The following is a 22,404-nucleotide window of genomic DNA, read 5'->3' as shown; positions in this document are numbered from 1 at the left end:
AACGCCTTAAATTTGAAAACCATTATCTATAAATAATTCTTTTACAGTTCTCTTATCAGGTGTAAACTTAATATCTTCATGAACATTTAAGAAATCAATGGCATATTGAACGGTTGAAGCAACACCTATCTTTAAAGCGCTTTCATCCACATCGAATTTTTCATTGTGATGTTCTGCACCTGAACCTAGTTCTTCATTGGCAATACCTAGGAATGCAAAAACCCCGGGGAAATATTTTTGATACATAGAAAAGGACTCAGATGCCATCCAAGCTGGATATTTAAAATTTACTTCGCTACCTAAAGCATTTGAGACGGATTCAGTTGCAATTTGAGAACATTGTTCGTTGTTGTAAACGATAAGGTCCATAGCTTTTGGTTCTGATAAATATTTGAATTGACAATTATGAAGATCGCAAATTTTACTTAATAGCTCTTTAAACTTGATTTCAGCTTGTTTCCCTTGAGAATAGTGTAAAAATCTACAGGTTCCCGAAAACGTTAATGTTTGTGGAATAATATTTGCAGCATTTCCATATTCAATTGTTCCAATGGATAGAGCAATTGGATCGAAAGGGTTAAGTCCAGTCAATCGCAATGACTTTATATTTTGATAGAAGTCTGTGAAACAATCGAGTGGAGCGATTGATAAATCTGGTCTTGATCCGTGACCGCTTTTTCCTTCGATCATCACTTTAAATGAAAATGCACTAGCCATTCGAGGTCCTGCTTCAACTGAAATTTTTCCTGCAGGCATATCCGATTTTAAATGGATACCCCAAATTCCATCTGCACCTATTTCTTTTAAACGTGTTAATAGATTATAGATTCCACCACCCATTTCTTCACCTTGTTCGAATGCTAGAATAATCGTTCCATTTATCAAATCTTTGTGTGCTGTTAAAATTTTTGCAGCACCTAGAAGCATTGCAGTATGAGCATCATGACCACAAGTGTGTGCAGCAGCATCGTTTTTGGAAACAACTTCTTTCTTTTGTTTTAAGTTGAATTCAGATTCCTTCATTGGCAATGCATCTAAATCCGCACGTAAAATCAGTTTTTTACCTGGTTTTTTGCCTTGGATATAACCTATAATGCCTCCGTTGTCGATGATCTCGAAAGGAATAGACATTTTAGTTAGTTCGTTTGTGACATGTTGAATGGTGTTTGTTTCTTGAAGTCCAATTTCCGGGTTTTCATGTAAATAACGGCGAGTACTAATTACATAATCTTCTATATCCAGCGCCTCTTTTAAAACATTCAAGGAAATATTATTTACCATAGTAAAGACCTCCTCATTTAATTGAACTCTTTTGCAATTCTTTCAAAAGCTTCTTTAACGATGCTTCTTGGTGAAGGGAGACAAATTCTTTGGAAATCATCATACTCTTTTCCAAACATTTTACCATCCTCTAAAACTACATTTGCCTTGTTATAAATTCTGTCATGTACTTCATGCGGCGTGAGGTTATAGCCGCTAAAATCCATCCATAAGACATAGGTACCTTCAGAAATGCTGTATTTTACTTGAGGCATCTTCTCACTTAAAAATCGATCCACCCATTCAAATGTTCCATCTAAATACTCTTTTAGTTGGTCAAGCCATTCATCACATTCGTTGTAAGCTGCAATGAGTGCAGCAATTGCAAAAGGAGTAGGGGATTGCATGCCTTGGACACTTTCATATTTTTTTCTTAATTCTTCATTTTGAATAATCGTGTTTGAGCAATGTAAACCTGCTACATTAAATGTTTTGTTAATGGCTGTAAGGGTAATTAAATTTTCATAATTTGTGACTGTTGCTAACGGATGAAAGACTGCATTTTGTCTTATTAAATCTCCATGAATTTCGTCGCTAATAATAATTAGATTATTTCTATCACTAATTTCTGCTATTCTACGAAGTTCTTCTGTTGTAAAGATGCGGCCAGTAGGATTATGTGGGTTACAAAGGATGAGTAATTTATTTTTAGGGTCTTGCGCTTTTATTTCTAAATCTTCAAAATCGAAATGATATTGATAGTTTTCATCACGTACTAAATGATTATCGACTATTGTACGTCCATTATTTTCAATAGCAGTCGCAAAAGGTGGGTAAGAAGGGCGTTGAATGATAATTCCATCTCCAGGATCAGTAAATGCTTTTACACAAGTATTAATCGCATTAACGGTACCCGGGCTATAGACGATATGATCTTTTTCGATATGCAAATTATATTTTCTGCTAAACCAGTTTTTAATCGCTTGATAGTATTCAGTTGGAATGATTGAATAGCCAAATATTTTATTATCAATTACTTTTTGCATAGCTTGGACTATTGGTTCTGCCACTGGAAAATCCATATCTGCGATAAATAACGGTAATGTATCGTCGTCAAATCGTTCTGTAAAACCAAATGATTTGATCAGTTCGCCACCATCCCACTTTACAGAGTTGCTATTTCGTCTGTTTAATACAGTGTCAAAATGTTGCATAATTTCTCCCTCCCTAGTAAATTAAAATTAGTTTAGCACCTGAACCAATCGAAATCAATACTGAATTTTCAGAAAATTAAATTATTTCAAAATAAGAATATTAAAATAACGAAGGGTTGGATTAAAAATGATGGATAAAAATAAATTGGTTTATTCAATCATGGATACGCTTTACGAACTATCCAGAGAAATTAGTGAATATGAGTCGATTCCAAGGCAATATGGGACGGATGATGAGATTTTTATGGTAGAGGCCCACACGATTAATTTAATTGGCGAAAATTCCAATATTACAATCTCTGAAATTGCTAAAATAACAAATAGAACAAAAGGCGCAATTTCTCAGATGGTTGAGAAATTAATTAATAAGGATATTGTATGTAAGGAAAAAGATTTAAAAGATCAACGAAGAGTTTTCTTACATTTAACGGATAAAGGGAAACAGATATATGACTACCATAAAAAACTCGATGAAAAGGAATACTCAAAGATTATTAAAAAACTTGATCACTATAGTTACGATGAATTTGAAAAGTTCTATCAAATTGCCCGAGATATGTTGGGAATTGTAAGGGGAGGTAATAAAGGGGAGTAGAAATTATAAATGAGTGTCTAAGGACGAGAAGACAATCTCGTCTTTCTTTATTTGAAGGAAGTGATCAAGATGATTTCCAGTATGCCAGATTGTGAGAGAATTCATTTATCAGTTGTATTTGTCGTGAAGTAGCCACCGAGTTCTATAAGTTTTATCCAGGATTAGTAGTGCTACTCCTATTGTATTGAAATGAGGTTAATTTCTAGTCTGAATAGATAGTCGGAAAAATTCCGCTTAATTGGAAAATAAAATAAAAAATAGCCAAAATAGGCGGAGAGATTCCGGTTAATACCTAAAAAAGAGCAATAATGGGGTGTTTTATTTTACATAGCCGGAAAAATTCCCCTTATTTGCACTTAAATCGACTATCGTTTCACTTATAACCGGAAAAATTCCGCTTATTTTATTAACAATTCAGTTTCCTCCTGCTCAAAATAATAAGTATTGACAAATTTAGGGATTCTAATAAACTAAAAATAGGTTCTATCCTCAGATTTTCTCTCTATTCTTAGCCTCTTCACTGTTTTAATTTCCTATTAATTTTCCGTTTAGTACTAGACTAAAGCTCTTTTTTATTCATGAATTTAATAGCATTTTTTTGTAATACCAATGAATAATTGGTGTGAAACAATATTTAATAATAGTTTCAAGAATCCCGTAAATACATGACCATTGAATAGGAGGGAATACTCTATGGGATTTGAAAAAGAATACCAGGCATTTATGAATGCACATTTACAGGCAAGAACCGGCGAACGACTTAGACGATTACAAGAAGGTCATAATCATGCAGAGATTTTGTTTTTAAGACAGGTCTGGTGGCCATTATTTAATCATTTTCGTTATTTACATCCAGAATATGAAGTTGATGATTTCAAAGATGGAATAAGATATTTGGATTTTGCCTATATTCGTCCAGCTATCAGAATTTGCTTTGAGATTGATGGTTACGGCCCTCACTTAAGGAACATAAGCAGATGGCAATTTTCTGACAGCTTGGAGCGCCAAAATCAGTTAGTTATTGATGGATGGACGGTGATTCGCTTTTCTTACGACCAGGTAAAAGAGCACCCTCGTCGATGTCAACAAATTGTTCAGCAAGTGATTGGCAGATGGTTGGGGAATGAACTGGATCAGACAGCACTAACCATATTGGAGAAGGAAGTGCTTCGGCTAGCGATTCAAAAAGGAGAAAGCATAACACCTATAGAAGTAGAAAAGTATTTGAAGTTAAGTGACAAAACAGTAAAGAAAATACTCTCTCATCTTGTAGATAAAAAGATGCTTATCCCTGCGTCTGGGACTGTGCGAATTCGGTCTTATCGCCTGGGGGAGCAAATTAAGCGTCCAATCTATTAAATAACCGGAAGATTTCCGCCTAATTAATAAATGGAGATAAAAATAAGGGAAGATAGACGGATTAATTCCGGCTATAAACTTGAAAAGCGTTAAAATGGGGCGATTTATTTCACATAGTCGGAAATTTTCCCTTATTTGCCCCAATAGCGAGCATCATTTCAGCTTTAACCGGAAAATATCCGCTTAATTAGAATTTAATATAAAAATAGAGGAAAATAGCCGGAGAAATTCCGGATACTAACTTGAAAAGCGTTAAAATAGAACGATTTATTTCATATAGTCGGAATTCTTACTCTTATTAGTCCTAAAAACAACAACAATTAACCTTTAACCGGAAAAACTCCGTTTATTTTAATATCTAATTATTCATTTCAATTTGTTAATTTATCTATGCTAAATTGGTGGTGCGCCTGGTGTAGTGGCGATGGTTAAGGATCGTGTTGGGAATATTTATGAAGGATTTGCAGCTGTTAGAGATCTAAATACAAAGACACAAATGACCACAGAAAGTGTATTTTCGTTATTCTCTACAACAAAGGCTATTACTGGTGCGGCATTAATGAAACTTCATGACTGAAAAACTTATAGCCAAAACCAGCCCGGTGAATTAAAAAGTGGAGGGTGGATCAAATCGGATACAACGTTATCAAATGATGGTGAATTCTTCCCAGGTGTTACAAAATCATGGTCTTATACATTCCAAGTCAATGAAGAAGACTTCCAACAGGCCGTCCTGCAGGTCAACTAATGTGGGCAGGCTTAGCAAATCTTTACTACTGGATTGACCGCGAAAATGGAATTGGCGGTTTCTGGGCTACACAAATGTTCCCATATCAAGACCCTGCATCCTACCTCGGATATCTTGAATTTGAATCAGCTGTTTATCAATCGCTGAAAAGACAAAGATAATGTGATGAGCCCACCTGAAAGTGAAAAATAGGTGGGCTTTACTGATGGGACGAATGATACATACTTCTTCCCGGCGTTTATTTGAAATTGTTATAATGATTAAAAGCGTAATCTACATTACCAAATGTTTCTAATTTACTACCTGAATCTCGTTTTCTAAACTAATGCACCAGCAATTGCTATTAAACTGCGAATATAACGAAATGCTTTGATAAAATCGTCAGTTTCAAAACGGTGGGTCATTGGATTTACTTTCTCCACAATTGGTAAGATGGATGCTGCATCTGCTAACCCTGGATGTAAATAAGTAATTTCTACTACAAAGGGTCCTTCAAATGATACTGGTTTTATTGTATCTATTTTAGATAGGGCTGTAATAGTTTTGTCCTTTATAAGATTTCTTGCACTTTGCGGACTTAAATTCCTTGCAGCTTGTCGATTAATCGTCTGTTTGACAATTGCAGTTTCAATCCCCGGAACAATTTCTTGAGCTTCGATAGCTGTATACTGACAGCCAGTAACTAAAGCAACTGGAACACCAAAATATCCGGCAATTGCAGCATTTATAGCGAATTCTCCCATTTCAATATTGTTAATTTTAATCTTTTGAACAACTCCACCGTGGAACGTATGATTCAAAACTCCATTGTTTCCCATTCTTGAGTGATATCCTAAAAAAATTGATGCATCAAATTCAGAATTTATCCCTTCCATCATTGCAAGTACTTTTGGTGATCCGGTTATATATTCTGCTTTTGGATGAATCAATTCTGGAATTAGATTTCGCATTGTTCCATGCGAGTCATTGACGACTATTTCATTAGCACCACTAAGTAACGCTCCTTCAATACACGCATTTACCTCTTCAGTCATTAACATTCTTGCACGATCATGTTCTCTTCCATTTCTAGCAGTGTGTTCTTGGTGAACGATACCAGCAACCCCTTCAATATCAGCTGATATAAAAATTTTCATATTTCATCCTCCTATTTCAACCTATTTCCATCAGATACGTTATCTAACTTAATTCTATATTGTTAAATTAAAATCCTTTTTTGAAAAAAATAGGTTGTATTAGGTTTTTTTGTATAATATAATATGACAAAAGATTCTGAATAATTGAAATACGGAAGGGGTGTGGTTCATGGTTTTAACTAAAGTAGTAGATGTATATCGTGGGGGAAGGGTTGAAAGTTCGCATTGTGGCCATGTAGCTGTCGTTAATTCAAAAGGAGAATTATTATACTCAATTGGGGATCCTAATAGAATCACTTATGCGCGCTCTGCCATTAAACCTATTCAAACGATACCAGTTTTAGAGACTGGAGCAGCAGATTCTTTCGGGTTAACTAATCCGGATATTTCATTACTTTGTGCATCACATAGTGGTGAAGCACAACATACAGACAGAGTTCTAGCAATCTTAAAAAGAGCAGGGATTGAGGAAGGGGCATTACAGTGTGGAACACATATTCCTCACGCACAAGATACTTATAAAGCATTACTTGCAGCTGGCAAAGACTTAACCCCTCTATATAATAATTGTTCTGGAAAACATACAGGAATGTTAATAACAGCTAAGTATATGAATGAGAAACTTGAAGATTACTATAAACCCCTTCATCCGGTACAGCAAAGAATTCTGAAAACTTTATCTGAAGTAACAGACTATCCAATCGAACAAATTGAAATTGGAACAGATGGTTGTGGAGTACCAGTGCATGCATTACCGCTTGAAAGATTAGCGTATGGATTTGCTAGAATGGCAGATTATAGCACATTAGGAGAAAAAAGAGCTAAGGTTGTTGATCGAATTACAACCGCCATGATGGCACATCCAGAAATGGTTGGAGGTACAGGAAGATTTTGTACAGACTTTATGGGTTCTTGTGATGGACGACTTTTCGGGAAAGCGGGAGCAGAAGGCGTCTATTTAATTGGTGATAGACAGACAGGATTAGGTATTGCTATCAAGATAGAAGATGGGAATGGACGAGCAGTATATCCAGCAGCATTGGAAACGCTAAAGCAACTTGGAATAATTGATGAACAACAGATTAATCGTCTAATGCATCATTACCGTCCAGTTTTAAAAAATGCCCGTCAAGAAAATATTGGAGAATTAGTTCCATCATTTACGTTACAAAAGTGCGAAAGCGCTACTGTAAATAAATAATAAGGGGGAAATAAAATGTTGAAAAGAAAGTATTTAATACCTTTGTTAACTAGTTTGTTTGCTGTAATACTTGTACTTTCCGCATGTTCTGGTCAGTCAAACCAAGATTCGAAACAAAGTGAAGAAACAACTGACGCTAAGGATCAACCTATTGCAGAAAAAGATGGTAACTCTATAACTATTGCAGTCAGTAGCAACCTCGTAAGTATGGATCCACACGATACAAATGACACTTTATCAGGCGCTGTTCAGTCAACAATGTTAGAGGGCTTATTTGGTTTTGATAAAGATATGAATATGATTCCTGTTTTAGCTGAAAGCTACGAAGCTAGTGAAGATGCGAAAGAATTTATCTTCAAATTAAGAGAAGGGATTAAGTTCCACGACGGTACACCGTTCAATGCTGAGGCAGTAAAAGTGAATATTGACCGTGTTAGTAATCCAGAAAATAGATTAAAACGTTATAGTATGTTTGAAAACGTCGAAACAACTGAAGTAGTAGATGAATATACAGTTAAAGTTACGTTAAAAGAACCATTTGGAGCTATGTTAAATAACTTTGCACACCCTGCAGCAAGAATGGTAAGTCCAAAAGCAATTGAAGAATATGGAAAGGATATTGCGATGCATCCAGTTGGTACAGGTGCATTTAAATTTGTTGAGTGGGAACACAGTGATCACCTAATAGTAGAAAAAAATACTGATTACTGGCAAGAAGGTTTACCAAAGGTAGATCGTATTACGATTAAGCCAGTACCTGAAAATGGCTCTCGTATCGCTATGTTACAAACTGGTGAAGCTGATTTCATCTACCCAGTCCCAACAGATCAAGCTGAACTAATTAATGGGAAAGACGGAATTGTTGTAGAAAACAGACCTTCTATCGTAGCACGTTATATCACGATGAATACAACAAAAAAACCATTTGATGATGTTAAAGTTCGTCAAGCCATTAACTATGCTATTAATAACGAAGCATTTTTAAAAGTTGTTTATAGTGGATACGGTAGTGACTTGGATTCAATTATCCCTGAAGGACTTCAATTTTATTCGAAACAAACACCATATTCTTATGATCCAGAAAAAGCAAAACAGTTATTAGCAGAAGCTGGATATGAAAATGGTTTTGAAACAACAATTTGGGGAGCAAATAATTCTGATGCGATTAAAGCAATGGAATTTATACAGCAACAATTATCTTTAGTTGGCATTAAAGTTAATGTTGTTCCAATGGAGTCAGGTACACTTTCGGATAGAATTTGGTCAGTTCAAACTGCAGAAGATGCAGATGTAGAACTTTACTTTGGAGGTTGGTCTTCATCAACTGGAGATGCGGATTGGGGAATTCGTCCATTATTAGCTGGAGATTCCATTCCACCTAAGTCTTATAATGTTGCCTATTATCAAAATGAAGCCGCAGATGAATTAATCTACGCTGCTTTACAAACTGCTGATCCAGAGAAGCGTGCAGATGCATATGCAGAAGTACAAAAAATCATTTGGGAAGATGCCCCTTGGGTATTTTTAGGTGTGGAAGATACTATGGCTGGAATGAAAAATTATCTAAAAGGTGTGTATTTGCTTCCTGATGGCGCTATGAATGCTACTCAAGCTGAAATTGTTCAATAAAGAATTATGATAAGCGCTAATCTTTCTAATTAGCGCTTATTACTTCTCAAATCAAAAAATAGAGAAGGAGGCGGGTTATGTTTCGATTTATTGTAAAACGGTTATTTGGAATTATTCCTACTTTATTAATCGTTTCTATACTAGTATTTTTGTTTGTTCATATGATCCCAGGAGATCCAGCGAGGCTCGTAGCGGGGCCAGATGCGAGTTATGAAGATGTAGAGTTAGTGCGACAAGATCTAGGCTTGGATAAACCTCTTGTCACACAATACTTTACATATATGAGCGGTTTGTTTCAGGGGGATCTTGGTACCTCTATGAAAACTAAGCGACCTGTTTTTGACGAAATTGCCGATCGATTTATGCCTACGTTTTGGTTAACAATTTGGAGTATGGTTTGGGCAATAATATTTGGATTATTAATAGGGGTTATATCAGCTACAAAACGGAACAAGTGGCAAGATTATACGGGTATGTTTACTGCTGTATCTGGTATTTCATTGCCATCGTTTTGGCTTGGTTTAATGCTTATTCAACTGTTTTCAGTCCAGCTAGGGTGGTTTCCAACTGGAGGGAATGATTCATGGACAAGCTATATTTTACCATCTATTACTCTAGGAGCTGGGGTAGCTGCTGTTATTGCTAGATTTACACGTTCCTCACTTATGGATATTTTAAGAGAAGATTATATTCGTACTGGACGTGCAAAAGGTTTAAAGGAAAATATTGTCGTATGGAAGCACGCTTTAAAAAATGCGATGATTCCGGTTGTTACGATGACTGGACTACAATTTGGATTTTTACTAGGTGGATCCATCGTTGTAGAAACTGTTTTTAGTTGGCCAGGATTAGGAAGACTATTAATTGATTCTGTTTCATACCGTGATTACCCAGTAATACAAGCAGAATTATTGCTGTTTGCTTTTGAATTTATATTAATCAATTTAATTGTTGATGTCTTATATGGAATCATGAATCCGCAGATTCGATATTAGTAATGAAAAAGGGGGGAACGAATATGGAGAACGGTACTGTTATTACCCAATCAGATGAACTGATTCAGTCTAAGCCAGAGAAGGTAAAGACACCACTTTCCGAGTTTTGGAGGAAGTTTAAAAAACAAAAAATGGCCATGGTAGCGGCAACCTTTGTTTTATTACTTATTATAGTAGCTCTTATTGGACCATTTATTGCCCCTTATTCTGCAACTGAGCCTGATTATGATAATATACTAAGCCCTCCATCGTTAGAACATTTAGCGGGTACAGATGCTTTTGGTAGAGATATTTTTAGTCGAATAATCGAAGGTACAAGCATCTCCTTATATGTTGGATTAACTTCTGTATTTATAGGTGCTGTCATCGGGACGGTTTTAGGCTTATTAAGCGGTTATTATGGTGGCAGGTTGGATAGTATAATTATGCGTATTTGTGATGTTCTATTTGCTTTCCCTGGTATTTTACTAGCGATAGGTATTATTGCGATTTTAGGACCAGGCTTAGAAAACGTTATTATCGCTGTTGCAGTTTTTGGTATTCCAACATTTGCGAGAATTGTTCGAAGTAGCACTCTTTCTATTAAAGAGTCAGTTTATGTTGAGTCAGCAATATCCATTGGGGCACCTGCCAGAAGAATTATTTGGAAACATATTTTTCCTGGGACTCTTTCTAGTATCATTGTATATTTTACAATGCGAATCGGAACTTCCATTTTAACCGCGGCTAGTCTTAGCTTCTTAGGTTTAGGTGCACAACCTCCGTCACCTGAGTGGGGTGCTATGCTTAGCTCCGGAAGAGATTTTTTAAATTCAGCACCACATGTAACGTTTTTCCCGGGACTAGCAATTTTCTTAACAGTGCTTGCGTTTAATCTATTGGGTGATGGATTACGAGATGCTCTTGATCCTAAGATGAAAGATTAGTAGACAAGGAGCGATAAAATGAAGGAAAAACTATTGGAGATTACAAATTTAAAAACTTACTTCTTTACGGATACAGGTCAGGTACCCGCAGTTAATGGAGTAGATTTTTATATTCATGAGGGTGAAACGCTTGGAGTTGTAGGGGAATCTGGATGCGGAAAAAGTGTGACATCTCTTTCTGTTATGCGTTTATTGACAGATACACCAGGAAAAGTAGTGGATGGTTCAATACGCTTCAAGGGCAAGGACTTGTTGTCACTGTCTGAGAAGGAAATGAGGAAAATTCGTGGAAATGAAATTGCGATGATTTTCCAAGAGCCAATGACGTCATTAAACCCCGTATATACAATAGGTGAGCAAATTGGCGAGGCAGTGAAGCTTCATTTGAAATATAACAAAAAAGAAGCGAAAAATCATGTGATCAATATGTTAAAGCTAGTAGGTATTCCACGTGCTGAGGAAATCATCAATGAATATCCACATCAGTTATCTGGTGGTATGAGACAAAGAATTATGATTGCCATGGCGATGGCATGTAATCCAACGCTTTTAATAGCGGACGAGCCAACAACCGCTTTGGATGTAACGATTCAAGCGCAAATTTTAGAATTAATGAAGAAACTAAAAAAAGAAAAAGCAACTTCTATTATGCTAATCACTCACGATCTTGGTGTTGTAGCGGAAATGTGTGATCGAGTAATAGTAATGTATGCTGGGAAAGTAGTAGAAGAGGCAGAGGTTACCGAAATTTTTGACAATCCAAAACACCCTTATACTAAAGGTCTGCTCAATTCAATTCCTAAGTTAGGTCAAAAAATGGATAGGCTTGATTCCATTCCTGGTAATGTACCAACACCTGCAAATATGCCTAAAGGCTGTAAGTTTGCCCCTCGCTGTTCACAAGTAATGGATATTTGTAAAGAAAATGAACCAGATTTGATACAAGTTGAAGATGGTCATAAATGTCGCTGTTTCCTTTATCAAAATGAAATGGCAAGGGTGGTGAACTGAAAATGGGAGAATTGTTGATAGAAGCGAAAGGTTTAAAGAAATACTTTCCAGTTCAAAAAGGATTATTTAGTAAAAATAATTCATTCGTCCGGGCTGTAGATGGAATCTCATTAGCGATTAAAAAGGGTGAGACGTTAGGATTAGTAGGAGAAAGTGGCTGTGGAAAATCGACAACGGGACGTATGATCATGCGTTTACTTGCTCCTACAGACGGTGAAATTTGGTTTAATGGTAAAGATATTAGCAAGTTAAATAATAAGCAATTACGTGAAACAAGAAAAGAATTCCAAATGATTTTTCAAGATCCATACGCATCTTTAAATCCAAGGATGACAATTAGAGAACTAATCTCTGAGCCGTTAATCGTTCATAAAATGTTAACTAAAAAAGAAAGAGAGAAAAGAGTGCATGAATTACTTGAGTATGTTGGTTTGACTTCCTATCATGCTAATCGCTATGCGCATGAATTTAGTGGAGGACAAAGGCAACGTATAGGTATTGCGCGGGCTCTTGCGGTTAATCCAAAGCTTATTGTAGCTGATGAACCTGTTTCTGCTTTAGATGTATCTATTCAATCTCAAGTATTGAATTTAATGCAAGATCTACAAAAGGAATTTGGTTTGACCTACCTCTTTATTTCACATGATTTGAGTGTAGTAGAACACATAAGTGATCGTGTAGGTGTAATGTACCTAGGGAAAATTGTAGAGATTACTGATAAGGAGTCTTTATATGGTAATCCATTGCATCCTTATACTAAGGCGCTAATGTCTGCAGTTCCTGTGGCAGATCCTAGGATGAAAAGGGAAAGAATTATTTTGCAAGGGGATATTCCGAGCCCTTCCAATCCCCCATCAGGTTGTACTTTCCATCCACGTTGTCAATCTTGTATGGAAATTTGTAAAACAGTAGTTCCCGAACTAAAAGAAGTAGAACCTGGTCACTTTACAGCTTGCCACTTATATGATTAGTAGTTATGCTTTTTATTAGGTATAAAGTGGGAGTGAAAAGACTTTGGGAGAAAAGATTGTAACGATTATTTCAATACAGGATGACTACTTGTCACAAGTAACAAAACAAATGAAAATTATAATTGGCGATATGGTGCGTATTCGCCCTATTACCATAAAAGATCTTGCACGTGAAAAGATTGCAAAAGATGAAATTATCGTACTAGGTGGAAATATTATTTATCCGCTAGTACAACCCTTTGTACCTGAAGGCGCAAAATGTATCTCAGGCAAGAGAAGCCTTAATTATGTAAATATGTCCAAACTACTCTCTTCACCTAAAGGAAAAAGGATTTTAGTGGTTAATGATAGTGAACTAACTACCGAAGAGACTATTCAAGCTCTAAAGGAAGTAGTTTCGGAACATAAATATTATGCTTATCATCCAGGTGAGACAATTCCAGAACAAATTGATTTCGTTATTACACCTGGAGAAATGAAACTTGTCCCAGATGGTATAGCTGAGGTCATTAATATTGGATTTCGTCTCTTATCTATAGAAACTGTGTTTGAGATTTGCGATGTATTTGAATTGCAATATTCACGAACTTTATTAATTGAGCGTTATATGAAATCCTTAGTAGTTTTGTCCAGTCTAACTGGAAATTATAAACTTGATTCTATAAGTAATCAAAGGGCTGAAACTATATCAGATAGTAAGGCAAAATACTGTTTTGATGATGTTGTTGCGTTTAGTCAAGCTATGAAAGATACATTATATATGTTAAAAATTTTTGCAGGATTAAATAATCCTGTACATATTTATGGTGAAACTGGTACTGGAAAGCGAATGTTAGCACAATCAATTCATAATGAATCTCTTGTTAAAGAAGGACCTTATATTAATATTAATTGTGCCGCAAGACCTTTAGATATTTTAGAAAGAGATTTATTTGGTTCTGAAATAGATGGGAAAATTACACCTGGTCTATTTGAATTGGCAAATGGGGGAACCTTGTGTATTGAAGAGATAGATGAAATGCCTTTATCAGTTCAAGGTAGAATCTTACATGTGCTTGAAGAAGGCAAAATCATTCGGATTGGCGGTCATTTACCTATACCTATTCAAGTTAGAATAATTACTACAAGTAAATCGGATCTTTCATTATTAGTAGAAGACAATAAATTTCGAAAAGATCTATTCTATCATTTAACTATTTTCACTTGTAAAGTTCCTTCTTTATCAGAAAGAAAAGAAGATTTTGAAGCACTAATCGATATGTATTTAAAATCTTATTTACAAAGAAACGATTTGGAAATACCTCAAGAAATAATACATGTTTTAATGCAATATACTTGGCCGGGGAATGTTAAAGAATTATTTAACGCCATTTCCTATATTGCTTGTTTAAAAGGAAAGAAGTTATCTTTTGATTTATTACCATATTATATTAAAGGTCGACTAGAAAAAAATATGGAAAAAACATTACTTCCCCAAATGATGTTAGAGTCTGAATGGAATAGCCTTGTCTTACGTATCGAGGAACATGGGTTTCTAGAAGAAAGCATAGCGATTTTGGAAGTGTTCGAACAGGGGAAGAAACTACATGAATCTTACGGACGCAATGTAGTTAAAGAAAGACTTCAAAGTAAAGGGATTGAACTAAGCGTACAGCAAATCCGTTTACGTCTTGAGGTTCTTAATGATTTAGAGTTATTAAATGTTAGACAAGGTCGGTCTGGAACAACAATTTCTAGAAAAGGTGAATTGTTTTTAGAAAAGTATCGAGAGACATTGTGAGAAGTGAAAATAACAATGGGAACGGGTTATATTGAAAATACCTTCTAGGTTGTTTATTGTGCAAACAATATTCAAATTTGGAAGGTTTTTTTATGTTTATTTAACGTGGAAATTTAGAAAGTTATTACCATTTAGGTTACGAAGCAAATACCGAGAAAGTTCGTTTATTATTTCGAATTTTGCCAATCCTTAAAATAAGGAGTGGTAACATTGGAAGATAATCGATTTTTTTTCGGATTATTCAATGGTTTCATTTTAAGTGCGATTCTTTGGGTTTCCATTTTTGGGTGGATAAAGATTATTATGAGTATATTTTGAAATTACGGGCAGGGCGAACCTGTCTTTTTTTTGTTGTATGTACTACTTCGTGTAAAACGGGTTGCATATTTTATTATGATAGAAGTATGTTGGTCATTTTTCCATACAATAACCATTGTTTAGTTTTGTTATGTGAATTAAAATAAACTTTGTTTGTAATTAGAATTTATTATTTTGAATAGTTATGTTGTGAAAGTTTTTAGAATACTTTATTTAGTTTATTACAGCAATATAAAATAAAAGCTATGTTTATATAATAATTGACTGTACGAATAATTGAAGAGGAGTACGTTATGAAAAAAGTTTGGAAATGGGTCGGGATAGTTGCACTCGTTGTGGTAGCGATTGCTGTGATTGTTGCTGTAAAAGTGTATAACGATGTAAAACAGACTGTTGATGAGATTTATACACCAATTTCTGAAGAGAAGGAAGATTGGGTAAGTGACAAGCGGAATGAAGCGATTGATGTCGCTGATAAACATCCGTTTTCTGCATTGATATTAGGAGTGGATGAGCGAACTGGTGATGTTGGGCGTTCGGATACGATGATACTTTTGACGGTGAATCCGGAAGAAGGAACGACGAAAATGTTAAGTATTCCGCGGGATACTTATACTGAAATAATTGGCATGGGGACGAAGGATAAAATCAACCATGCGTATGCTTTTGGTGGAATGGAGATGTCTGTTCTGACGGTGGAAGCATTGCTTGATATTCCGATTGACTATGTGGCGAAGGTGAATATGGAAGGGTTTATGGAGATTGTGGACTTTGTTGGCGGCATAACGGTTCAAAATTCATTCGCCTTTACAGCGGGAAGTGCGACATTTGAAGAAGGACCGATTTCGTTGGATGGCGAGCAGGCGTTAGCTTACGTTCGTATGCGTTATGATGATCCATCTGGAGATTTTGGACGCCAAGATCGACAAAAACAAGTGATCCAAGAAGTGTTGAAGAAGGGTGTTTCATTAAACAGCGTTTTCAATTATCAATCTGCTCTGGACATTTTGAAAAACAATGTGGCTATGAACATTACCTTTGAAGAAATCCAAAACATTCAAAAGAACTATGGTGGAAGTTTCAGCAACATCGATCAACTTTACTTCAAAAACGGCGAAGGCACGAGAATCGACGGGATCTATTATTACATCCCGAACGAAAGTGAATTAGCCGAGATACAGGCAACATTGCAGCATCATTTAGGAATATAAAAATGAGGGAAAATCTTTTGACAGTACTTGCGTTGTGTGGGAAGCACGATGCAGGGCTGTTGGGAGGTTTTTTTGTTTATTAAATTGGAATAAGTTGTTGGGAGGATCAAGTAAGGTAAATATCGCAAATAAGTTGCAGCTAAAAATCTCAAGTAAAGTGACTGAATTCGCAAGTAAATTAAATATCGCAAATAGGATACCGAAACTCGCAAATAAACTCATAAAAACCGCAAGTAAGCAGCTGAAATTCGCAAGTAAAGTGACGGGATACGCAAGTAAATTAAATATCGCAAATAGGTTGCGGGAACTCGCAAATAAACTCATAAAAACCGCAAGTAAGCAGTTGAAAATCGCAAGTAAAGTGACGGGATACGCAAGTAATTTAAATATCGCAAATAGGTTGCGGGAACTCGCAAATAAACACATAGAGACCGCAAGTAAGCAGCTGAAATTCGCAAGTAAAGTAGTGGGATTCGCAAGTAAATCCGATATCGCAAGTAAGTCACCGTAAATCGCAAATAAACATGTGAAACCCGCAAGTAAGTAACTGATAATCGCAAATAAAATGACGGAATTCGCAAGTAAAGTGAATATCGCAAATAGGATTTCGAAACTCGCAAATAAACTCATAGAAACCGCAAGTAAGCATCCCAAAATCGCAAGTAAAGTGGTGGGATTCGCAAGTAAATCAAATATCGCAAATAAGTCACCGAAAATCGCAAGTAAAACTAATATAAACTGCAACTAACTAGCAAGATTCGCAAATAAGCAAAACTCTCAGTGTTACAAAATTTCAATTCGAACTATGAATATCTAAATATTTGATTGATTTCCGTGAAACTTGGTTAGTTTGATATTGGGTAATTTGTTAATTACTTGCAGAATCAATTTCCGATGGTATTATGTAAAAATATAGTAAATCGTATTAAAAGTACCTTAGTAAGGGGTTATTTTAGATCATGAAAAAAGTCGCATGGATCGCAGTTGTTTTATGGATGGCATTTATTTTTTATATGTCTCATCAACCGGCTCATGTATCCAATGAGTTAAGTAAAGAAGTTGCGAAAGTGATTGCTGTAAATTTCGATATGGTAGCGAATGAAGAATTCCAACTAGGCAGTTTTAACGGCATGATCCGAAAATATGCCCATTTTTTCCTTTATTTAGTACTAGGGTTGGTTGTCATTTTTAGCTTAAATAAGACCGGGATGCGCGGAACGAAAGCAGTTTTGTTATCCATTGCTATTTGCGTTGTCTTTGCAATCACCGACGAATGGCATCAGCTTTTTGTACCTGGTAGAGGTGCGCAAATTAGTGATGTTTTGATTGATAGTTGTGGGGCTATTGTTGGGGTTATGAGTTATGTAGGGATAAAATTAATGGTGAGAAAGGCTATCTGGGCCTGATTATAGTCACGGTAACCTATAAAGTGGTCTTCATGATGTTGATGAGGACCTTTTTAATTTGGAAAGTTCACCAAAGTGGTCATGAAAAGGGTGTTGAGGACCTTTTTAATTTGAAAAGTTCACCAAAATGGTCCTGATACGGTAGATAATGCGCCAGTTAGATAGACTTATTCGCCAAATTGAATGAGTTATTCGCCAGGAAAACTTCTCGGAACTGCAAATGGAGGAATATTCGCCAAAATCGCGATAGTATTCGCCAGTTAGATAGACTTATTCGCCAAATTGAAGGAGTTATTCGCCAGGATGACTTTTTGGATCTGCAAATGGAGGGATATTCGCCAAAATCGCGATAGTATTCGCCAGTTAGATAGACATATTCGCCAAATTGAAGGAGTTATTCGCCAGGATGACTTTTTGGACCTGCTAATGGAGGGATATTCGCCAAAATCGCGATAGTATTCGCCAGTTTGGTAGACTTATTTGCCAAATTGAAGGAGTTATTCTCCAGATAAAGACCATTTTCATCCGAAAAGTTCCTCATAGTGATCCTGATAAGGTAGATGAAGACCATTTTATACAGAAAACCTAACTAAAGTGGTCTTCAAAATGACTATTAAGACCATTTAAGCCGCAACAACCTCCAGAACCGTGTTCATAAACTCCATTCAAGACGAAACTTCATACTAACTAACCTCCACCTAAGAGTGACAGAATATATATCTGTTACTCTTTTATTCTTACCCTAAAACCCTTAATAGCTAAGACTTAATATCTAACGCGGGACACGAATATCGAAAAAATTTAACAATAACAATTACTAAAGTTAGAGATTGTCGAACAATGAAGGTATTTGTATTAGGAAAATAGTTTTATTTACTTACAATATTTACTAAAATAGTAAATATAATATTGTGTAAATATTTCGACTATATACATCGGTTATGAGTTTGGGTAGGAGGGGAATTATGAAAAGTAAAAGCAAGAATTACAGTTCAAATAGTGGAAGAAAGTTGATCACGGCAAAGAGACCGCAACATATTATTTCAGAGCAATTCCGAACAATCCGTACCAATCTACAATTTTCCATGCCAGATAAGGATTTGAAAACGTTGTTAATTACCTCTTCTATTCCGGGGGAAGGGAAGTCTACGAACGCAGCGAATATAGCTATCGTGTTTGCGCAGGAAGGGAAGCGTGTTTTACTTGTTGACGCAGATATGCGCAAACCAACACTTCATTATACATTTCCCATGTCCAATTCTCAGGGACTCTCGACAATTCTTACAAGACAACATGAGTTCATTGAGGCGATTGAAGTTACGGATGTCAATGGATTATTTTTAATTCCAAGTGGACCGATTCCACCAAATCCTAGTGAATTATTATCATCAAAAAATATGGAACTTTTTCTTGAAACGGTCGTTCAAGAGTTTGATATCGTCATTTTTGATGCACCGCCTGTGTTATCTGTTTCGGATGCGCTTATCTTATCGAACAAATGCGATGGTACTTTACTCATAGTGAATTCAGGAGCAGTAGATAAGTCGGATGTTGTGAAAGCAAAAGCTTCTTTGCAAGCTTCACAAGCAACAATTTTAGGTGCCGTCTTGAATAACTTTAAACTTCCAAATAGCAAATATTACTATGACATGTATGGGTATGGCGATAAAAAGGGTAAAAGATAAAAGTATCACAATTATGTTAGGTTTATTAAAAAGGGATTACATTTTGTAAAATATAACCATTTTACAAATCCTATGGTAAAATATTATAAGAGAAAATTAACATTTTAGGGGTAAGTGAACAATGTCTGAGATTCAGGATGAGTTTAAGAAAATATTAGAATACGGGATCCGTCGTGGCAATGAGGATTCTGTGACTGTACATGAATTTGTCAATGACTTGGCTGAACAACTCCGGGAATTGATGGAGAAGATGCAAGGCATTGATCATGTTTGATTGAATAAGAAAAAATTTAATAAATATAATTTTATTCCCCCTTTGTGCAACCGTTGCACGAAGGGGGTTTTTTATCTCTTAAGTTACGATATTACACATTTACGTTAAAAATATATTACAAAGCGTGTCATAAAAGTAGGACCACGTTGCTATTATAAAACTAGGGATATTGGTTACTCGTTGATATTATATGGATGTTTAGTCTAAGAGATTGGTAACAAATTAGTGTAAATACTTCCATTTTTTACAATTTTATTATACTGAACGTAACAAAAAAACTTTCGAGCAAAAGAATATAGTCAACTTTGCCTACATAAAATACTGAGTACTAAATACAGTAAATACTACAAAATTCGGGACTTTTAACAATGTAATGGAATTGTTATTTAAGGTGTCATCACTAGATCTAAAATGGTCAATTAAAATCCCAACTTTTGTAAGGACAAGTGTAATAGTTTACAAATTAAGTTAAGTAGGGCTAGACATATCACATTTCGAGAATTTATAAGTTTAAGAGATTAGGATTTATCATCGAAATGGATAAAAATTTATATCTTTAGTGTTCAAAGTAGTTTTTGAACAATATAAGATCTTGAAAGAGAGTATAGTCCATAGAAAGGAAACTACCAAAATTTGGGGGAATAATAGGTTGTAAAAATTATTTAATAAAAAAAGAAGTGGTGAAGAGATGGAAGAAAAATGGGTATAATCGAGCTTATTTGTGTTTTTAAAAGACGGTTTTGGTTTATGTTCTTTATTTCTATTTGTTTTTCAGGATTAATCATATTTATAGCCATGTATCTTGTAAAACCGACATATGAGTATACTGTACAGGTGATGGTTGGAATATCGAATAATGTAGAAAAGGGTGAAATCAGCAGTAAAGTGGATGAAAATAGGCAATTGGCCACTTCAATTACGGATATTATCCAAAGTCCCCATATAGCAGAAGAAGTTAGCGAACAACTGAATTTGAATCAGTCGGGATACGAATTGCTTAAATTGCTATCTGTTAAGAATAGGGAAAATTCGCAAGTCATTTCAATCACTGTCAAAAATTCTGATGCCCACTTAACTAAAGCTATTGCATTTGCGATTGCTAAACAGTCGATTAATAACTTTAGAGAATATGCAAATGATCAATTAATCTATATTCTTAATGATTCGAATTCAAATCGAGAGGCAAATCTTATTTTTCCAAAACCGGTATTTGTGATCATTATCTCACTGATATTAGGGATATTTGCAGGCATTGGAATGACATTATTCCGAGAATCTATTGATGACAGAATTTACAACATCGATGAAATTGAACAGCTTGGAATTCCTATATTGGGTAGAGTGAGATTAAAGATGAAAAATAATAAAAAATGGAAATACTATAAGCTTTTATCTTTGGAGGAAATAGATGAAGAAATTGGGATTGTCAAAAAAAAATGAGTTTAACCAAGATGACATCTACATTAAAGAACAATTCTATACCGCATATCAAGAAATTGAAATGAGATTGCAGGGTCGCAGTGCAATCTTGATGGTTACCTCCTTTAAACAACTACCAAGCATAGTTCTCTCCACTGCCAATCTTGCTCTCGTAATAGCCGAACAGCAGAAACGAGTACTGCTAATTGATGCAAATTTGCATCAACCTTCTTTGCATCGAGTCTTTCATAAAAAGAATTCATCAGGCTTTGGCACATTGCTATTAGGGGGAGAGAATAAACATAATGTTAAACCCATAAAGGTAGCGAATAATCTATATTGTTTACCTGCTGAGACAACAAGCTATTATCCTGCTTCATTGTTAAGATTTAGAAGTCTTCAAGAAATGATACAAGCATGGAAGGAACAGTATGATGTAATTTTATTTCACACATCTAACTATCTGAATGAGCAGGATGCAAGAATCATCGCAAGACATTGTTCCGCAATAATCTTAATACTGAAAGAGGGTCATGATAAATTGTCTAAGTTACTAGAGGTAAAAAAAGATTTAAAAACTGGCAACGAAATAATTGGTTCTATCGTTATTTCCTAAAGGATTATGACAATGGATAATAATTTGTATATTCAACCTGTGGAAATGGAGTGTCAACCTAAGCTATCCAAAATGTATTCTTTTTATAAGATTTCTACTGACTTTCTTTTTTCATTAATATTTCTTTTCCTGTTATCACCAATATTATTGTTTTTTTGCATACTTATTCCGATTGAATCTGCTGGATCTCCTTTTTATACGCAACATCGCCTTGGAAAAGGTGGAAAAAGCTTTAAATTACTTAAATTGCGCTCTATGTATACAGATGCAGAAATGGATGGACCTCAATGGGCTGGAGTAAATGACACGAGAATCACAAGGGTAGGAAAATTCATCCGATATACAAGGATTGATGAGATTCCTCAATTATTCAATGTTTTAAAAGGGGATATGTCACTCATAGGACCGAGACCTGAAAGATATTATTTTTATCAGAAATTTAATCAGACCGTCCCTGAATTTCAACAACGATTGCTTGTAAAACCAGGTATAACTGGATGGGCACAAGTAAACGGAGGTTATGATTTGACTCCAAAAGAAAAGTTGGCATTTGATCTATATTATATCAAACATCGTTCGATTTCATTTGAGATTAAAATATTTTTTCGGACAGTGTTAATAATATTAACGGGAAACGGTGCTAGATAAAT

At 35.3% G+C, this 22,404-nt stretch carries 22 protein-coding genes; 18 read left to right on the top strand and 4 right to left on the bottom strand.

Going from position 1 to position 22,404, the window contains the following annotated elements; all coding sequences use genetic code 11:
• Nucleotides 1–6: 6 nt before the first annotated feature.
• Together CRO45_RS08080 and CRO45_RS08075 are read right to left on the bottom strand one after the other, a co-directional pair.
• Entirely contained in the window at nt 7–1,281 is a 1,275-nt protein-coding gene (locus CRO45_RS08080) for an amidohydrolase (RefSeq protein ID WP_097149156.1), read from the bottom strand.
• A gap of 17 nt (nt 1,282–1,298) precedes the next feature.
• Nucleotides 1,299–2,474 (bottom strand): MalY/PatB family protein, encoded by a 1,176-nt coding sequence (locus CRO45_RS08075; RefSeq protein WP_328588613.1) that lies wholly within the window; start codon nt 2,472–2,474, stop codon nt 1,299–1,301.
• Nucleotides 2,475–2,601: 127 nt separating this feature from the next.
• Between CRO45_RS08075 and CRO45_RS08070 the strand changes: the two genes are divergently transcribed.
• The 4 genes from CRO45_RS08070 (at nt 2,602) to CRO45_RS20275 (ending at nt 5,337) form a co-directional block, all read left to right on the top strand.
• Nucleotides 2,602–3,069, top strand: a complete 468-nt coding sequence (locus CRO45_RS08070; protein ID WP_097149154.1) for a MarR family winged helix-turn-helix transcriptional regulator — start codon at nt 2,602–2,604, stop codon at nt 3,067–3,069.
• Nucleotides 3,070–3,762: 693 nt separating this feature from the next.
• A complete protein-coding gene (locus CRO45_RS08065; protein WP_097149153.1) occupies nt 3,763–4,428 on the top strand; it encodes a hypothetical protein in 666 nt (221 codons plus the stop codon).
• 397 nt (nt 4,429–4,825) lie between these two features.
• On the top strand, nt 4,826–5,005 hold the full coding sequence (locus CRO45_RS20280; protein ID WP_408057119.1) for a serine hydrolase: 180 nt from the start codon (nt 4,826–4,828) through the stop codon (nt 5,003–5,005).
• A gap of 170 nt (nt 5,006–5,175) precedes the next feature.
• Nucleotides 5,176–5,337: a hypothetical protein gene (locus tag CRO45_RS20275; RefSeq protein ID WP_235864550.1), complete on the top strand. Its 162-nt coding sequence runs from the start codon at nt 5,176–5,178 to the stop codon at nt 5,335–5,337.
• A gap of 156 nt (nt 5,338–5,493) precedes the next feature.
• Here the strand turns inward: CRO45_RS20275 and CRO45_RS08055 are convergent, their stop codons facing one another.
• Nucleotides 5,494–6,312, bottom strand: a complete 819-nt coding sequence (locus CRO45_RS08055; protein ID WP_097149152.1) for a M55 family metallopeptidase — start codon at nt 6,310–6,312, stop codon at nt 5,494–5,496.
• 169 nt (nt 6,313–6,481) lie between these two features.
• Here CRO45_RS08055 and CRO45_RS08050 point away from each other — a divergent pair, with 169 nt between their 5' ends.
• The 8 genes from CRO45_RS08050 (at nt 6,482) to CRO45_RS08015 (ending at nt 16,354) form a co-directional block, all read left to right on the top strand.
• Nucleotides 6,482–7,513 (top strand): asparaginase, encoded by a 1,032-nt coding sequence (locus tag CRO45_RS08050; protein WP_097149151.1) that lies wholly within the window; start codon nt 6,482–6,484, stop codon nt 7,511–7,513.
• A gap of 15 nt (nt 7,514–7,528) precedes the next feature.
• Nucleotides 7,529–9,142: a glutathione ABC transporter substrate-binding protein gene (locus tag CRO45_RS08045; protein WP_097149150.1), complete on the top strand. Its 1,614-nt coding sequence runs from the start codon at nt 7,529–7,531 to the stop codon at nt 9,140–9,142.
• 77 nt (nt 9,143–9,219) lie between these two features.
• Nucleotides 9,220–10,137: a glutathione ABC transporter permease GsiC gene (gsiC, locus tag CRO45_RS08040; RefSeq protein ID WP_097149149.1), complete on the top strand. Its 918-nt coding sequence runs from the start codon at nt 9,220–9,222 to the stop codon at nt 10,135–10,137.
• Nucleotides 10,138–10,160: 23 nt separating this feature from the next.
• On the top strand, nt 10,161–11,063 hold the full coding sequence (gene nikC, locus CRO45_RS08035; protein ID WP_097149148.1) for a nickel transporter permease: 903 nt from the start codon (nt 10,161–10,163) through the stop codon (nt 11,061–11,063).
• Nucleotides 11,064–11,081: 18 nt separating this feature from the next.
• The gene (locus CRO45_RS08030) at nt 11,082–12,074 is read left to right on the top strand and encodes an ABC transporter ATP-binding protein (protein ID WP_097149147.1); all 993 of its coding nucleotides are present in this window, start codon (nt 11,082–11,084) and stop codon (nt 12,072–12,074) included.
• 2 nt (nt 12,075–12,076) lie between these two features.
• A complete protein-coding gene (locus tag CRO45_RS08025; protein WP_097149146.1) occupies nt 12,077–13,045 on the top strand; it encodes an ABC transporter ATP-binding protein in 969 nt (322 codons plus the stop codon).
• Between the two features lie 43 nt (nt 13,046–13,088).
• Nucleotides 13,089–14,825, top strand: coding sequence for a sigma 54-interacting transcriptional regulator (locus CRO45_RS08020; protein ID WP_097149145.1), 1,737 nt, complete (start codon nt 13,089–13,091; stop codon nt 14,823–14,825).
• A 611-nt stretch (nt 14,826–15,436) separates the two neighbouring features.
• The gene (locus CRO45_RS08015; RefSeq protein WP_097149144.1) at nt 15,437–16,354 is read left to right on the top strand and encodes an LCP family glycopolymer transferase; all 918 of its coding nucleotides are present in this window, start codon (nt 15,437–15,439) and stop codon (nt 16,352–16,354) included.
• Here the strand turns inward: CRO45_RS08015 and CRO45_RS19910 are convergent.
• Nucleotides 16,343–17,098 (bottom strand): hypothetical protein, encoded by a 756-nt coding sequence (locus CRO45_RS19910; protein ID WP_141400322.1) that lies wholly within the window; start codon nt 17,096–17,098, stop codon nt 16,343–16,345. The two genes, CRO45_RS08015 and CRO45_RS19910, sit on opposite strands and share 12 nt — an antisense overlap.
• 215 nt (nt 17,099–17,313) lie before the next feature.
• Here CRO45_RS19910 and CRO45_RS08005 point away from each other — a divergent pair, with 215 nt between their 5' ends.
• The 6 genes from CRO45_RS08005 to CRO45_RS07985 all read left to right on the top strand — a co-directional run bounded on the left by CRO45_RS08005 (nt 17,314) and on the right by CRO45_RS07985 (nt 22,402).
• Nucleotides 17,314–17,760: a VanZ family protein gene (locus CRO45_RS08005; RefSeq protein WP_235864548.1), complete on the top strand. Its 447-nt coding sequence runs from the start codon at nt 17,314–17,316 to the stop codon at nt 17,758–17,760.
• Nucleotides 17,761–18,725: 965 nt separating this feature from the next.
• On the top strand, nt 18,726–19,445 hold the full coding sequence (locus CRO45_RS08000; RefSeq protein ID WP_097149141.1) for a CpsD/CapB family tyrosine-protein kinase: 720 nt from the start codon (nt 18,726–18,728) through the stop codon (nt 19,443–19,445).
• Between the two features lie 121 nt (nt 19,446–19,566).
• Nucleotides 19,567–19,719, top strand: coding sequence for a hypothetical protein (locus CRO45_RS20025; protein ID WP_170949438.1), 153 nt, complete (start codon nt 19,567–19,569; stop codon nt 19,717–19,719).
• A gap of 699 nt (nt 19,720–20,418) precedes the next feature.
• Complete coding sequence (locus CRO45_RS07995) at nt 20,419–21,159, top strand: YveK family protein (protein ID WP_097149140.1); 741 nt, start codon at nt 20,419–20,421, stop codon at nt 21,157–21,159.
• A complete protein-coding gene (locus CRO45_RS07990) occupies nt 21,128–21,754 on the top strand; it encodes a CpsD/CapB family tyrosine-protein kinase (protein ID WP_097149139.1) in 627 nt (208 codons plus the stop codon). The genes CRO45_RS07995 and CRO45_RS07990 overlap by 32 nt, the downstream gene beginning before the upstream one ends.
• 45 nt (nt 21,755–21,799) lie before the next feature.
• Nucleotides 21,800–22,402, top strand: coding sequence for a sugar transferase (locus CRO45_RS07985; protein ID WP_408057118.1), 603 nt, complete (start codon nt 21,800–21,802; stop codon nt 22,400–22,402).
• The last annotated feature ends 2 nt before the right edge of the window (nt 22,403–22,404 follow it).

Origin of the sequence: Ureibacillus acetophenoni (genome assembly GCF_900220965.1) — a bacterium.
GTDB classification, from domain to species: domain Bacteria; phylum Bacillota; class Bacilli; order Bacillales_A; family Planococcaceae; genus Ureibacillus; species Ureibacillus acetophenoni.
The sequence above is the reverse complement of the archived record's forward strand: the minus strand, read 5'-3'. Positions and strand labels throughout refer to the sequence as shown.